A 13,224-nucleotide genomic window follows, 5' to 3' on the forward strand; every position below is an offset into this window, starting at 1 on the left:
TTAAAATGATTTTCTCGATCCGTGATCTCTCGTTTGAGCTTGGCTCGCTGCTTCTGGAAGGCTGGCTGGCGCTGGCCGCGCGTGCAGTGTGCGCCCTGCTCATCCTGCTGGCCGCATGGCTCGTGCGCCGCTGGCTGAACAAAAAGGGCATTCCGGCGCTGCTTGCCCGCAGCTGGTATTTTACCGGCACGCCCATCCTGCTGCGCAGTTTTTCCACCCCCATCCTGCGCATGTGCAGCGTCATTGGTGTGTATCTGGCCGCCGCTTCCCTGCCATGGGCCATTTCCGGCATTCCAAAGCTGCTGCTGCTCTGTTTCCGTCTCGCCATGACCCTTCTGGTCTGCGAAGGGCTGTATGCCGCATCCGATCTGGCCGACCTGCTGCTGGCTTCCTGCAGCCCAGAGATCCGCTCCAACAAAACGCTGCGCTCTCTGCTGGATACCACCTACAAGGTGCTGGTCATCGTGCTGTGCGTGGCTGCGCTGGCGCAGGAGGTGGGCTTTCCCATCGGCAGCATCGTAGCCGGTGCCGGACTTGTCGGCCTGACCATTTCGCTGGCTGCACAGGAAAGCGCCAGCAACCTGTTTTCCGGCATCGTCATCCTGCTGGATAAGCCCTTCTCGGTGGGTGACTGGATCACCGTGGGCAGTGTGGAGGGCGAAGTGATCGACATCAATTTCCGCTCCACCCGCATCCGCTCTCTGGATAAGACCATCAATGTCGTCACCAACAGCCAGATCTGTGCTTCCACGGTAAAGAACGCGGCCCTGCGCACCATGCGTCCCTATAAGTTCAACCTTGGCGTCACCTACAATACTACCCGTCCCAAGCTGGAAAAGCTGATGAAAGACCTGCAGGCCATGCTGGATGCCAGCCCGTATACCAACAAGGGCACCAACATCGTACAGCTGGCAAACTTTGGGGATTCCAGCATCAACATTCTGGTCTCCGCCTATCTGGTGACCAATGTCTACGCCGAGTTCCTGCAGATGCAGAACGACCTGAACCTGAATATCATGGATATCATGCAGGCTGACGGTGTGGATTTTGCCTTTCCCTCCACCAGCGTGTACATCGAAAAAAATTCCTGACACCAGAAAAAATGCCGCTCCAGCCAAACCGGAGCGGCATTTTTTGTTTATTCGTTTGCAGCCTTATCCAGCTGCACCTCAGCAGGCAATCACACCTTTGTGTCTGTTCGTTCTTGCCCCGTACCCTCTTGCGGGTACGGGGCATACAGGGTATCATAAAATTTCCGCATACGCAAGATTTTCCGAAAAAATGCAGGAATTTTCAGTTTGACCTTGTCTTTGCTGAATTTTGTTATCGTATGACTTTTCATCGGTTATAATGCCACATCAAGCGCCATCATCAGCGCAAACCCCAGCACGATGCTCACCACACCGGCAGGCTCATCCTCTTCCACCGCCTGCGGGATCATCTCCTGCGCGGTCACGCACACCATGCAGCCTGCCGCCGCACTGAGCAGCCACGGCAGCGCAGCACCGACCTGCTCCGCAAGGGCGAAGGCCAGCAATGCGCCCAGCGGCTCCACCAGCCCGGACGCAGCGCCCGCCAGAAACGCCCGAAGCCGTGTACAGGAGCCATGGGCCAGCGGCAGACTGACCGCCGCACCTTCCGGGATATTCTGCAGGCCGATGCCAAGGCTCAGTGCCAGTGCCCCGCTGATGGCATCCGGCTCCCCGGTCGACGCCATGGCAGCGGCAAGCCCTGCCACCATGCCCTCGGGCAGATTGTGTAAGGTCACAGCCAGGATCATGCGGCCGCTGTGCCCTGCCCCGCCTGCCAGCAGCTGCCCGGCAAACTGCTCCACCTGCAAAAGGCCTACTGCGCCCAGTACGAGCCCTATCGCCGACGGGATCCACGCAGGCAATGCCAGACTGCGTCCCCGCTCAATGGCAGGCAGCAAAAGGCTCCACACGCTGGCCGCCAGCATAATGCCTGCTGCCATGCCGCACAAAATACGCTGTGTGCAGGGCCGGGCCTGCCGCCGCAGCAAAAACACACCCGCCGCGCCCAATGTAGTGCACGCCGCCGGAAACAGCAGCACCCATGCAGTCAAGATCATCCGGTTCAAAACAGCATTCCCCCTTTGCCCGTTGTATGTGCGCAAAGGTAAAAAGGTGCAGAACTGTCCGGAACACCCTGAAAAAGCTTTCCCATGCGATGCGCCGGCCGCATCCGCACCCGAGATCCTCTCAGCTTTATTTCTGTCCGGAGCAAAGCCTTATTCCGCAGGTTTTATCCAAACAAATTATACGACCCTTCCGCCCTCATAAAAAGTTGTTCCAGCTCATCTGCCGTTTCTTTGCCTCCCGGTTCAATTTTGCCAAAAAGCCTTTGGCTTTTGTCAACAAATTATAACAAAAGCGTAGATTTTCTTGAAGATATCACTTCTTTGTCCAAAAAGCCCTTGATTTTTCAAATAAAAAGACTAGAATATCTTCTTGCAGCAAGGCTCCTCCTGTGGGGCAGCTGCAAGAATACTTTTGCATAAAGCAAGGAGATTTTAGATATGAAACTCAAGAATGTTTGTGTTGCTGTTGTCGCTCTGGCTCTGGCTGTTGGCATGACTGCCTGCGGCGGTTCTGCTTCCTCCACTGCTGCATCCTCTTCCGAGGCTGCTTCTACCAGCACTTCTGTTGCTGCTGAGGCCGATGAGGACGCTTCTTCTGCTGTTGCAGAGGAGAACGGTTCTTCTTCTGAGGCTGCATCCAGCGAGGCTGCTTCTTCTGAGGCCGCTTCTTCTGAGGCTGCTTCCAGCGAAGCTGCTTCTTCTGTTGCAGCTTGATCGCACAGCGCCTAAATTCCAATAAAAGCTGAAGCCGGGCACAGGGAGCCATGAGTTTTCCTGTGCCCGGCTTTTTACAACAAAACGCACCGGATCGTTCAACGAGAACCACCCGGCGCGTTATTTTTTATGCTCCCCAGAACAGGATGCCCAGCGCTGCGGAGAGCAGGATCATCCCAATGGGCGATGGTGCTTTGCCCTTTTTCCGGCGGCAAAGGGCATGCAGCCCCCACAGCAGCAGGAACACCACAATGGAACGGAGATCCGGTGCAATGTCTGCCTTGTCCGCTGCAAACCCGGCCAGCGTAGAAAGCGCCATGTTGACAGCAGTTGCCAGGATCATCGCCACCACACAGGGACGAACGCCGCCAAGAACTGCGTTGACTCCCGCATACTTCATCAGGTTCTGCAGCACCGATGCAACGAGCAGGATAATGACAAAGGACGGCAGCACCACACCCAATGTCGCACACAGCGCGCCCCAGAAGCCGCCCTGCGAAGCACCGATGAAGGTGGCCATATTGATGGCCAGCGGGCCGGGTGTGGATTCCGACACGGCAATGAAGCTGAGGAATTCGCCTTCCGTCAGCCAGCCGTGTCCTAAGACCGTTTCCCGCACCAGCGAGATCATCCCGTAGCCGCCGCCGAAGGACAGTGCGCCGATCATGAGGAAATTCCAGAAAAGTTCTACATAGATCACGGCTTCTTCTCCCCCTTCCGCAGCTGCTGTACTGCATACACCAGCAGCCCGGCCGCACCGCTGAACAGGATGTAAAAAATGGAAGAGAAGGACACTGCTGCAATGGAACAGCCCACCATCGCTGCCGCAACCGTGGTCAGGATGACAATATTGAAGACGCTGTGTTCCAGCTCCTTCAGCATCTTCAGTCCGGCGGAAAGGATCAGATAGATCACACACACCTGAATGCCGTGGAACGCACTTGCCACCACCGAAAGGCGGAGGAACTGGTCAAAGAACAGCGAGATCAGATAAATGACCGCGAAGGACGGGAGACACACCGCCACCGTGGACGCCGCCGCGCCTGCCGCACCCTCGATCTTGTAACCGATATAGGTGGCACTGTTCACCGCCACCGGGCCGGGCGTAGACTCCGCAATGGCCACCATGTCCAGAAATTCTTCTTTTGTCAACCACTTTTTCTCTTCCACAAATTCATTCTGCAGCAAAGCCACCATGGCATAGCCGCCGCCAAACGTGAACGCTCCAATTTTGAAAAACGTCCAGAAAAGCTCCTTTGTTTTCGACATAGCTTTCTCCTTTCTTGCGCCTTATTATATCATTTTTTGTTTTCATATGATATACTTTAATGGAATATGCTGCTTTCTTTGGAAAAAGCAGAAAAAGGAGTTTAGGATATGAAAACAAAATTTGGTATCGTAGGCTGCGGATTTCTGGGCAACATTGTGGCCGATGCATGGAAGAACGGTCTGCTGCCAGACTACGAGCTGGTGGGCGTGACCAGCCGCACCCGTGCTTCGGCAGAAAAGACTGCCGAAACAGTGGGCTGTGCCGTGTGTGACGATGTGGATGCCCTGCTGGCGCTGGAGCCGGAGTACATCGTGGAGACCGCTTCGGTGGAGGCTGTGCGCGCCATGGCTGTGCCTGTTCTGAAAAAAGGCGTGAATCTGGTCATCATTTCCATTGGCGCGTTTGCAGACCTTGCCTTTTATGAGCAGGTCAAGGCCGCTGCCGCAGAGGGTGATGCCAAGGTGCATCTTGCAAGTGGTGCCATCGGCGGCTTTGATGTACTGCAGACCGTCACCCTGATGGCTCAGGCCCAGCAGCTGGCCGAGACCGCAGGCATCGAGACCCACACCGGCGCAAGGGGCTTCCGCAACACGCCCGTATGGGAGGAGCATCTGCTCACTGATACGGAAAAGACCACTGTGTTCACCGGCAATGCCAAGCAGGCCATTGCCACCTTCCCGCGCCGGGTCAACGTAGCCGTGGCCACCTCTCTGGCCACCACCGGCCCGGAGATGACCAGCGTGACCATGCATTCCGTCCCCGGCTGGGTGGGTGACGATCACCGCATCACTGCCGAGATCGAGGGTGTGAAGGCTGTGGTGGACATCTGCTCTTCCACCAGCGCCATTGCTGGCTGGAGCGTGGTTTCCCTGCTGCGCAATCTCGCTTCCCCTGTGTGTTTCTATTAAAAGGAGGATCTGCACATGTTCCATAAACTGGTAGCCATTGAGCCGGTCAGCCTGATCCCCTCCGCTGAGCAGGAACTGCATCAGTATGCAGAAGAAGTGACCCTGTACCGCGATATCCCGGCGGACGATGATGAGATCGTGCGGCGTATCGGAGATGCCGATGCCGTGCTTCTGAGCTATACCTCCCGCATGGGCAAAAGCGTGATCGAGCGCTGCCCGAATATCCGTTACATCGGCATGTGCTGCAGTCTGTATTCGGAAGAGAGCGCCAACGTAGATATCGCCTATGCCCGCACCCGCGGCATCAAAGTGCTGGGCATCCGGGACTACGGCGACCGCGGCGTTGTGGAGTACGTTCTGCACGAGCTCATCGGCATCCTGCACGGTTTTGGAATGCCCATGCTGCGGGACGAACCGGTGGAGATCACCGGGCTGAAGGTCGGCGTCATCGGGCTGGGTGTGTCCGGCAAAATGATCGCCGATGCGCTGCAGTTCATGGGTGCCGACATTGCCTATTACAGCCGCACCCGCAAGCCCGATGCCGAAGCCTCCGGCATGGCCTACAAGCCGCTGGCACAGCTGCTGACCGAGAGCGAGGTGGTGTTCACCTGCCTGAACAAAAATGTCCTGCTGCTGGGCAAGGACGAATTTGCGCAGCTGGGCGATGGAAAGGTGCTGTTCAATACCTCCATCGGTCCGGGCTTTGACTCGGCCGCACTGGAAGATTGGCTCACTCTGCCAGACACCCATTTCTTCTGCGATACCCGCGCCGCTGCAGGCCCGGTGGGCGAGGGCTTTTTTGAACGCGAGAACGTACACTGCGCCAATGTTTCCGCCGGGCGCACCAAGCAGGCCTTTGTGCTGCTGAGCCAGAAGGTCCTTGCGAACCTCCGCACTGCTCTGGGAGAATGATATAAAAAAGGGAACGCTTCCCGGCCGTGAGAAGCGTTCCCTTTTAGGCTTTATTCAAAATTGTTGTGATCTCTTCCAGATTCGCCGCAAATCGGATGCCCCGCTGGCGCTGCGGCGTGGAAAGGCCCTTCTCGATCATTTTGTCCAGCAGTGCCTTCAGGCTGTCGTAGTAGCCGTTCAGATCATAAAGGATGCAGGGCGCATCCAGCTGACCCAGCGAGACCCGGGACATCACTTCTGCAATTTCTTCCAGCGTGCCGGTGCCGCCGGGGAATGCGATAAAGGCATCCCCCAGCTCGATCATCTTCGTCTTGCGCTCAGCCATGTCTCTGGTAACGATCAATTCGGTCAGGCCGTCATGCTGCAGCTCCTGCTGAATAAAAAACTGCGGTTCCACACCGGTCACGGTGCCGCCCGCATCCAGTGCGCTCTGCGCCAGCAGGCCCATCAGACCGCTGCGGGAGCCGCCGTATACAAGGTGATGCCCGTTTGCACCGATCCAGCTGCCCAGCTCCCGGACAGCCGCTGCCAATGCCGGATCGCTGCCTTCATTTGCCCCAAGATAGACTGTAATGTTCATGGTGTATCCCCTTTTTGTTTTTTCTCATTTTACCACGTTCGCTACGCTTTGCAAGGCCCGGCACTACTTGCAAATAAAGCTGCACTGTGGTATGCTTGTGCACAGAAAAGGGAGCTTGCAAAAGCAGGCTGAGAGTGGGCTGTCTGCCCAGACCTGTGACCTGATTTGGATAATGCCAACGTAGGGAGATACCACTGCTTCAGCATGCGGAAATGTCTCCTTGTGGGCATTTCCGCATTTTGATACAAAGGAAGTTATTGCTATGAAAACCGCATTGACCATTGCCGGCAGCGATTCCAGCGGCGGCGCCGGCATTCAGGCCGATATCAAGACCATGACCGCCAACGGCGTGTATGCCATGAGCGCCATCACCGCCCTGACCGCCCAGAACACCACCGGTGTTACCGGCATTTTTGAAGCCACCCCGGAATTTCTGGCGCAGGAGATCGACGCCATTTTTACCGACATCTACCCGGACGCCGTCAAGATCGGCATGGTATCCTCGGCTGAGCTGATCGGGGTAATTGCCGAAAAGCTGCGCAGCTACGACGCAAAGCATATCGTGGTGGACCCCGTGATGGTAGCCACCTCCGGTTCCAAGCTGCTGCGGGATGACGCCGTGCAGGCACTGACCGAAAAGCTGCTGCCCATGGCAGAGGTGGTCACCCCCAATATCCCGGAGGCCGAGATCCTCTCCGGCATGAAGATCACCGACGCGGCAGGCATGGAAGCTGCCGCACAGCGCATCAGTGAAAAATATCACTGCGCCGTGCTGTGCAAGGGCGGCCACCAGATCAATGATGCCGACGACCTGCTGTGGCGGAACGGCTGCGGCAAGTGGTTCCGGGGCAGACGCATTGACAACCCCAATACGCACGGCACCGGCTGCACCCTGTCCAGCGCCATTGCATCCAATCTGGCAAAGGGCTATGATCTGGATGCTTCTGTGGAGCGGGCAAAAGCCTATATTTCCGGCTGTCTTTCTGCCATGCTGGATCTGGGCCATGGCTCCGGCCCCATGAACCACATGTTTGCACTGAAGGGAGAATTTGTTGGTGAGTGAGCAGTCTTTTGTGCAGCAGCTGGTACAGGAAAGCCTGCCCGTGTGGGAGCAGTGCCTGCATTCGGAATTTCTGGAAAGACTTGCGGACGGCACGCTGGACGAAGCCTGCTTTAAGGGCTACATTGTAGAGGACAGCCTTTACCTGCGGGAATATGCCAAGGTGTTCGCATGGGGCATGACCAAGGCGGCAGATATGCAGACCATCCGCACCTACTATTCCCTGCTGTCCTTCGTAAACGAGAACGAGGACGCCGAACGCCTGCGCTGCCTGAGGCAGTTCGGGCTGACCGATGAGGGCATCCAGAGCCTGCCGCTGCGGCCGGAGAACCGCGCCTATGTGGACTACATGATCGACACCGCCAGAAACAGCGAGGGCGCAGCCGAGTGCATGATGGCCTGCCTGCCCTGCATGCTGAGCTACAGCTGGATCTTCCAGAAGCTGCTGAAAGAGCATCCCGCTGTGCAGGATGCCCCCTATGGTGCGCTGGTGGCAGACTATGCAGGCAGGGACTACGAGGAAGCCTGCCGCGACTGGGCTGCATTTGCAGAAAAGACCTGTGAGGGCCTGAGCCCGGAGCGCCTTGCCCGCTGCCGCGAGATTTTCCATGCCTGCTCTGTGTATGAGCTGGATTTCTGGGCCATGGCGGCTTTGCCCCGCAGCGACCTGTAATGATTCTGAGCATAAAAATGCACCCGGCGTGTGGGCAGGACCACAGCAGCCGGGTGCATTTTCTTTTGTGCAGTCAGGCAGACATTAAAAGTCCGGCTTCTCGTGATTTTTTGCAAAAGCTGTCCGTAGTGCAAACCACTGCGGGCAGTTTCTGTTTTTCTATGGAGTACACTTCTTGCAAAAAGTGAACAAAATGCCTCTGCAAAAAACGCGGCAGATTCTTCTCATCTGCCAAAGTTTTGCCCGGAATGCATTTTTTGCTGGACAATGCCGCCCGGCTGTGCTAAAACAATGTCAGGAACCCGCAATGGTGCAGGCCTTCAGGTCAAGCGCGCCATTGCGGGCTTTTTGTTTTTCTGGGAAAGTGTTAAGAAATTAGAGGAGGCATTTCTTATGAAAGCATGCTCTCCGCTTCGCTCTGAGCATAAGCAGAGGAATTTATAATTTTATTTGTGGTCTGGAAACAACCGCGGTTGTTTCCAGACCACTTTTTTCACGAGAAAGGCCGTTTCGTTCAATGCATTTTGAGCTCCAAAATTTACAGCAAAAAGCGAAGAGAAAATGACCCACAGTCATTTTCTCTTCGCAAACGGTAAAGTTATATTCTATGAATATTCTTACCCTCTTACGGCATCCTTCATGCGCTTGACATAGGCACCGATCTGCTCCGGGGCATCCTTGCCGTACTGCTCCAGCAGCTTGATGACGGCGGAACCCACGATCGCACCATCGGCGATGCCCGCCATCTTTGCCGCCTGCTCCGGTGTGGAGATGCCAAAACCGATGGCACAGGGCACTGCGGTGTTTTCCCGCACCACCTTCACGATGGACGCAAGGTCGGTCCGGATCTCGCTGCGGGTGCCGGTGACGCCCAGACTGGACACGATATACAAAAATCCCTCGGCTTCTTTGGCGATCATGGCAATGCGGTTTTCAGAGGTAGGGGCGATCATTGAGATCAGGTCCACCCCGTATTTGCGGCAGATGGGCGCAAACTCCTCTTTTTCCTCATAGGGCAGGTCGGGCAGGATCAGCCCATCAATGCCGATCTCCGCGCAGGTAGAGATGAACCGCTCTGCGCCGTAGGAGAACACGACATTTGCATAGGTCATGAACACCATGGGGATCGAAACATCTTTCCGCACCTCGCAGACGAAGTCAAAGACCTTATCCGTGGTGGTCCCCGCTTTCAGGGCGCGGATGTTGGCCCCCTGAATGACCGGCCCCTCGGCGGTGGGGTCCGAGAACGGGATGCCCAGCTCGATGAGGTCGGCACCGTTTGCCGCCATGGCGCGGACGGCGGCGGCAGTGGTTTCCAGATCCGGGTCGCCGCAGGTGATGAACGGAATGAACGCCTTGCCGTTGGCAAAGGCCTTTGCAATGTTACTCATGAAGATCCTCCCCTCTGTAGCGGGCAATGGCGGCGCAGTCCTTATCGCCGCGGCCGGAAATGGTGATGACGATGATCTGTTCCTTGTCCATAGTGGGTGCCAGCCGGATGGCATGGGCCACGGCGTGGGCCGATTCAATGGCCGGGATGATGCCCTCGGTGCGTGCCAGATACTCAAATGCGTTCACGGCTTCGTCGTCCGTAATTGCCACATACTCGGCGCGGCCGATATCATGTAGCCATGCGTGCTCCGGGCCGATGCCGGGATAATCCAGACCGGCAGAAATGGAGTAGACCGGCGCGATCTGACCGTATTCATCCTGACAGAAATAGGACTTCATACCGTGGAAAATGCCCAGACGGCCCGTATTGATGGTAGCGGCAGTCTCGAAGGTGTCGATGCCGCGGCCTGCGGCCTCACAGCCGATGAGACGCACGGTTTTGTCGTTGATGAAATTATAGAAGCTGCCAATGGCGTTGGAGCCGCCGCCCACGCAGGCAATGACGGCATCCGGCAGGCGGCCTTCCTTTTCCAGCATCTGCTCCTTGATTTCCTTGGAAATAACCGCCTGAAAATCACGCACGATGGTGGGGAACGGATGCGGGCCCATCACCGAGCCAAGGCAGTAATGGGTATCGCTGATGCGGCTGGTCCACTCGCGCATGGCTTCGGACACGGCATCCTTCAAGGTGCCGGTGCCGCTGGTGACGGGAATGACCTCCGCGCCCAAAAGACGCATCCGGTAGACGTTCAGGGCCTGACGTTTGGTGTCCTCCTCGCCCATGAACACCACGCACTCCATGCCCATCAGGGCAGCGGCAGTGGCGGTGGCAACGCCATGCTGACCGGCACCGGTCTCGGCGATGAGGCGGGTCTTGCCCATCTTTTTGGCCAGCAGCGCCTGCCCGAGAACATTGTTGATCTTGTGCGCACCGGTGTGATTCAGGTCCTCACGCTTGAGGTAGATCTTTGCACCGCCGAGGTCCTCGGTCATCTTTTTTGCATAGTACAGGCGGCTGGGGCGGCCTGCGTACTCGTTGAGCAGTTCGGTGAGCTCCCGATTGAACTCCGGGTCATCTTTGTAATGGTTGTAGGCCTCTTCCAGTTCAATGACGGCATTCATCAGCGTTTCGGGGATATATTGTCCACCGTGGATGCCAAAGCGTCCGTTGGGGTTTGTCATGGTCGTTCATTCCTTTCCTGATTGGTCGTTTTTGCGTACCGCGGCCACGAATGCCGCCATCTTTTCGGGGTCCTTCTTCCCTGCCGTCTCAATGCCGGAGCTCACATCCACCGCATAGGGGTGCAGACGCTCCACAGCATCGGCCGCATTTTCCGGGCCAAGCCCTCCGGCAAGAAGATAATCCCGCTTGAAATTTTCCAGCAGCGCCCAGTCAAAGGCCCTGCCCGTTCCGCCTGCGCCGGAATCCAGCAGAACAAGGTCTGCCGGGCTTTTTTCCGCCTTTGCAAGGCTTTCGGCATCCGTCACGCGGAAGGCCTGCCAGAGCGGCCTTGCGGTCAGCCCCCGCAGCCGGGCAATGTAAGCGGCATCCTCCTGCCCGTGGAGCTGGGCGATCTCAATGATGCCCGCATTCAGCAGGCCCGCCACCGTTTCCGGTGCTTCGTTCACGAACACGCCCACGGCCTGGATCCCGGGGGAAAGCTGTGCTTTTAATTCTGCGGCCAATTCCCGGGAAACATACCGTCTGCTTTTGGGGGCAAATACAAAGCCGCTGTACTCCGGCTGCAGGGCATTTGCCGCTGCGATATCCTCCGGACGGGTCAGGCCGCACAATTTGATCCTTGTCATAGCAGTCCTTTCAATTCCCGCAGCTTTGCGGTCTTATCCGGCGCACGCATGAGCGTTTCACCAATGAGCACTGCGTCTGCCCCGATGGCTGCAAGCCCGGAAACATCTTCGGCAGTTTTTACGCCGCTTTCCGAGACAAAAAGCACATCCTGCGGGATACGGGCCCGCAGGCGGCGGCTGTTTTTGGTGTCCACCGTGAAGGTTTTCAGGTTGCGGTTGTTCACACCGAGGATGCGTGCCCCGGCGGCAAGTGCCCGGTCCACTTCGGCGTCATCATGGGCTTCCACCAGAGCGGAGAGTCCCAAGTCCTCGCAGATGGCAAGATACTCTTTGAGCTGTGCATCGTTCAAAATCGCGCAGATGAGCAGCACCGCCGAAGCGCCCAGAAGCTTTGCTTCGTAGATCATGTACGCATCCACGGTAAAATCCTTGCGCAGGCAGGGTGTGGAGACAGCAGAAGCGATCTCTTTCAGATAGGCGTCACTGCCAAGGAACCACTTTGGCTCGGTCAGCACCGAGATGGCATCTGCCCCGGCGGCTTCGTATTCTCTGGCGATCTGCAGATACGGGAACTCCGGTGCGATGAGCCCCTTGGAGGGCGATGCTTTTTTACACTCACAGATAAAGGCAAGCCCCGGCTTTGCAAGGGCTTTTTCAAACCGGAAGTCCCCTTTGGGCAGGGACAGCGCCTGCCGCTTTATTTCGGCCAGCGGCAGGGTCTGCTTTGCCGCTTCCACCCGCTGCCGGGCGTGTTCGGCCAGCTGGTCTAAGATGTTCATGCATTTTCCTCCGGGCGGTTGCTCACTTCGATGAACTTTTCCAGCACAGCCGCTGCCTTGCCGCTGTCGATCAGCTGTGCAGCCAGTGCGATGCCCTCCGCCACCGTCTCGGCCTTGCCGCCGATGTAGAGGGATGCGCCTGCGTTCAGCAGAACGGCATCGCGCTTGGGGCCCTTCTCGCCTGCCAGAATGGCGCGGGTGATGGCGGCATTTTCTGCCGGGGCACCGCCCACAAGGTCGGCCTTTTCGCAGCGGGTCAGGCCGAACTGCTCCGGCGTAATGGTGTAGCATTTGTACCAGCCATCCTTGATCTCACACACTCTGGTGGGAGCACTGAGGGAGATCTCGTCCAGCTTATCCTTGCCGTAGACCACCATACCGCGCCGGACCCCCAGACTGATGAGCACCTGTGCCAGCGGCTCCACAAGGTATTCATCGTAGACGCCCAGCAGCTGCATGGCAGGCGAACCGGGATTGGTGAGCGGTCCAAGGATGTTGAACACGGTGCGGAAGCCCAGTTCCCTGCGGATGGGGCCCACATACTTCATGGAGGCGTGGTACTTCTGGGCAAAGAAGAAGCAGATACCCACCTCGTTCAACAGTTCCACGCAGCGGGCGGGGCTCTGCTGAATGTTCACGCCCAGTGCTTCCAGACAGTCGGCGGTGCCGCACTGGGAGGAGGCGGCCCGGTTGCCGTGCTTGGCCACCTTCATGCCGCCTGCCGCCGCCACCAGCGCCGAGGTGGTGGAGATATTAAAGCTGTGAGCGTTGTCGCCGCCGGTGCCTACGATCTCGAAAAGCTCCATGCCGGCATCCACCTTGGTGGCGTGGTCCCGCATGGCAGCAGCGCAGCCTGCGATCTCGTCGATTGTCTCCGCCTTGGCGCTCTTGGTGGAGAGTGCCGCCAGAAAGGCTGCGTTCTGGGTGGGCGTGGTCTCGCCGCTCATGATCTCGTTCATCACGGCGTAGGCTTCGTCATAGGTCAGATCCTGTTTGCTGACGATCTTCACGATTGCTTCCTTGATCATT

At 57.4% G+C, this 13,224-nt stretch carries 15 protein-coding genes; 6 read left to right on the plus strand and 9 right to left on the minus strand.

Annotation, left to right across the window (positions count from 1 at the left end):
- The first annotated feature begins 5 nt into the window (after nucleotides 1–5).
- Nucleotides 6–1,091, plus strand: coding sequence for a mechanosensitive ion channel family protein (locus tag ACKXF7_RS13135; RefSeq protein WP_423741544.1), 1,086 nt, complete (start codon nucleotides 6–8; stop codon nucleotides 1,089–1,091).
- Nucleotides 1,092–1,345: 254 nt separating this feature from the next.
- Here ACKXF7_RS13135 and ACKXF7_RS13140 read toward each other — a convergent pair whose 3' ends face one another.
- Nucleotides 1,346–2,089, minus strand: coding sequence for a ZIP family metal transporter (locus ACKXF7_RS13140; protein ID WP_423742637.1), 744 nt, complete (start codon nucleotides 2,087–2,089; stop codon nucleotides 1,346–1,348).
- 447 nt (nucleotides 2,090–2,536) lie between these two features.
- Between ACKXF7_RS13140 and ACKXF7_RS13145 the strand changes: the two genes are divergently transcribed.
- A complete protein-coding gene (locus ACKXF7_RS13145) occupies nucleotides 2,537–2,812 on the plus strand; it encodes a hypothetical protein (RefSeq protein ID WP_418266332.1) in 276 nt (91 codons plus the stop codon).
- Nucleotides 2,813–2,939: 127 nt separating this feature from the next.
- On the opposite strand, the gene ACKXF7_RS13150 is transcribed toward ACKXF7_RS13145, so the two are convergent.
- On the minus strand, nucleotides 2,940–3,512 hold the full coding sequence (locus tag ACKXF7_RS13150) for a chromate transporter (protein WP_418266333.1): 573 nt from the start codon (nucleotides 3,510–3,512) through the stop codon (nucleotides 2,940–2,942).
- Nucleotides 3,509–4,081, minus strand: coding sequence for a chromate transporter (locus tag ACKXF7_RS13155; RefSeq protein ID WP_249238556.1), 573 nt, complete (start codon nucleotides 4,079–4,081; stop codon nucleotides 3,509–3,511). The genes ACKXF7_RS13150 and ACKXF7_RS13155 overlap by 4 nt, the downstream gene beginning before the upstream one ends.
- 108 nt (nucleotides 4,082–4,189) lie before the next feature.
- Here ACKXF7_RS13155 and ACKXF7_RS13160 point away from each other — a divergent pair, with 108 nt between their 5' ends.
- Together ACKXF7_RS13160 and ACKXF7_RS13165 are read left to right on the plus strand one after the other, a co-directional pair.
- Nucleotides 4,190–4,990 carry an aspartate dehydrogenase domain-containing protein gene (locus ACKXF7_RS13160; protein WP_423741545.1) on the plus strand — a complete coding sequence of 267 codons (801 nt, stop codon included), beginning with the start codon at nucleotides 4,190–4,192 and terminating at the stop codon, nucleotides 4,988–4,990.
- Between the two features lie 15 nt (nucleotides 4,991–5,005).
- Nucleotides 5,006–5,902, plus strand: a complete 897-nt coding sequence (locus ACKXF7_RS13165; protein ID WP_423741546.1) for a D-isomer specific 2-hydroxyacid dehydrogenase family protein — start codon at nucleotides 5,006–5,008, stop codon at nucleotides 5,900–5,902.
- A 43-nt stretch (nucleotides 5,903–5,945) separates the two neighbouring features.
- Here the strand turns inward: ACKXF7_RS13165 and ACKXF7_RS13170 are convergent, their stop codons facing one another.
- A complete protein-coding gene (locus tag ACKXF7_RS13170; RefSeq protein WP_249238553.1) occupies nucleotides 5,946–6,482 on the minus strand; it encodes a TIGR00730 family Rossman fold protein in 537 nt (178 codons plus the stop codon).
- Between the two features lie 262 nt (nucleotides 6,483–6,744).
- Here ACKXF7_RS13170 and thiD point away from each other — a divergent pair, with 262 nt between their 5' ends.
- The gene (gene thiD / locus ACKXF7_RS13175; RefSeq protein WP_423741547.1) at nucleotides 6,745–7,545 is read left to right on the plus strand and encodes a bifunctional hydroxymethylpyrimidine kinase/phosphomethylpyrimidine kinase; all 801 of its coding nucleotides are present in this window, start codon (nucleotides 6,745–6,747) and stop codon (nucleotides 7,543–7,545) included.
- Nucleotides 7,538–8,215 carry a TENA/THI-4 family protein gene (locus ACKXF7_RS13180; RefSeq protein ID WP_423741548.1) on the plus strand — a complete coding sequence of 226 codons (678 nt, stop codon included), beginning with the start codon at nucleotides 7,538–7,540 and terminating at the stop codon, nucleotides 8,213–8,215. The genes thiD and ACKXF7_RS13180 overlap by 8 nt, the downstream gene beginning before the upstream one ends.
- Before the next feature lie 617 nt (nucleotides 8,216–8,832).
- On the opposite strand, the gene trpA is transcribed toward ACKXF7_RS13180, so the two are convergent.
- From trpA to trpD, 5 genes are read right to left on the minus strand one after another with little or no spacing between them, the layout of a single operon-like run.
- A complete protein-coding gene (gene trpA / locus ACKXF7_RS13185; RefSeq protein ID WP_423741549.1) occupies nucleotides 8,833–9,606 on the minus strand; it encodes a tryptophan synthase subunit alpha in 774 nt (257 codons plus the stop codon).
- A complete protein-coding gene (gene trpB / locus ACKXF7_RS13190) occupies nucleotides 9,599–10,789 on the minus strand; it encodes a tryptophan synthase subunit beta (protein WP_423741550.1) in 1,191 nt (396 codons plus the stop codon). The genes trpA and trpB overlap by 8 nt, the downstream gene beginning before the upstream one ends.
- A 6-nt stretch (nucleotides 10,790–10,795) precedes the next feature.
- Nucleotides 10,796–11,416, minus strand: a complete 621-nt coding sequence (locus tag ACKXF7_RS13195; RefSeq protein ID WP_423741551.1) for a phosphoribosylanthranilate isomerase — start codon at nucleotides 11,414–11,416, stop codon at nucleotides 10,796–10,798.
- Nucleotides 11,413–12,195, minus strand: coding sequence for an indole-3-glycerol phosphate synthase TrpC (gene trpC / locus ACKXF7_RS13200; protein WP_423741552.1), 783 nt, complete (start codon nucleotides 12,193–12,195; stop codon nucleotides 11,413–11,415). The genes ACKXF7_RS13195 and trpC overlap by 4 nt, the downstream gene beginning before the upstream one ends.
- On the minus strand, nucleotides 12,192–13,223 hold the full coding sequence (trpD, locus tag ACKXF7_RS13205; RefSeq protein WP_423741553.1) for an anthranilate phosphoribosyltransferase: 1,032 nt from the start codon (nucleotides 13,221–13,223) through the stop codon (nucleotides 12,192–12,194). The genes trpC and trpD overlap by 4 nt, the downstream gene beginning before the upstream one ends.
- Nucleotide 13,224: the final 1 nt, after the last annotated feature.

This window comes from Faecalibacterium sp. 7, from assembly GCF_049562865.1.
GTDB lineage: Bacteria > Bacillota > Clostridia > Oscillospirales > Ruminococcaceae > Faecalibacterium > Faecalibacterium wellingii.

What these genes read in the sequence shown, in the direction of transcription:
- ACKXF7_RS13170 (WP_249238553.1), bottom strand. Translation starts at nt 6,482, where the DNA reads ATGAACATTACAGTCTATCTTGGGGCAAATGAAGGCAGCGATCCGGCA.
- trpA (WP_423741549.1), bottom strand. Translation starts at nt 9,606, where the DNA reads ATGAGTAACATTGCAAAGGCCTTTGCCAACGGCAAGGCGTTCATTCCG.
- trpB (WP_423741550.1), bottom strand. Translation starts at nt 10,789, where the DNA reads ATGACAAACCCCAACGGACGCTTTGGCATCCACGGTGGACAATATATC.
- trpC (WP_423741552.1), bottom strand. Translation starts at nt 12,195, where the DNA reads ATGAACATCTTAGACCAGCTGGCCGAACACGCCCGGCAGCGGGTGGAA.
- ACKXF7_RS13135 (WP_423741544.1), top strand. Translation starts at nt 6, where the DNA reads ATGATTTTCTCGATCCGTGATCTCTCGTTTGAGCTTGGCTCGCTGCTT.
- thiD (WP_423741547.1), top strand. Translation starts at nt 6,745, where the DNA reads ATGAAAACCGCATTGACCATTGCCGGCAGCGATTCCAGCGGCGGCGCC.
- ACKXF7_RS13165 (WP_423741546.1), top strand. Translation starts at nt 5,006, where the DNA reads ATGTTCCATAAACTGGTAGCCATTGAGCCGGTCAGCCTGATCCCCTCC.
- ACKXF7_RS13160 (WP_423741545.1), top strand. Translation starts at nt 4,190, where the DNA reads ATGAAAACAAAATTTGGTATCGTAGGCTGCGGATTTCTGGGCAACATT.
- ACKXF7_RS13195 (WP_423741551.1), bottom strand. Translation starts at nt 11,416, where the DNA reads ATGACAAGGATCAAATTGTGCGGCCTGACCCGTCCGGAGGATATCGCA.
- ACKXF7_RS13140 (WP_423742637.1), bottom strand. Translation starts at nt 2,089, where the DNA reads ATGATCTTGACTGCATGGGTGCTGCTGTTTCCGGCGGCGTGCACTACA.
- ACKXF7_RS13155 (WP_249238556.1), bottom strand. Translation starts at nt 4,081, where the DNA reads ATGTCGAAAACAAAGGAGCTTTTCTGGACGTTTTTCAAAATTGGAGCG.
- trpD (WP_423741553.1), bottom strand. Translation starts at nt 13,223, where the DNA reads ATGATCAAGGAAGCAATCGTGAAGATCGTCAGCAAACAGGATCTGACC.
- ACKXF7_RS13145 (WP_418266332.1), top strand. Translation starts at nt 2,537, where the DNA reads ATGAAACTCAAGAATGTTTGTGTTGCTGTTGTCGCTCTGGCTCTGGCT.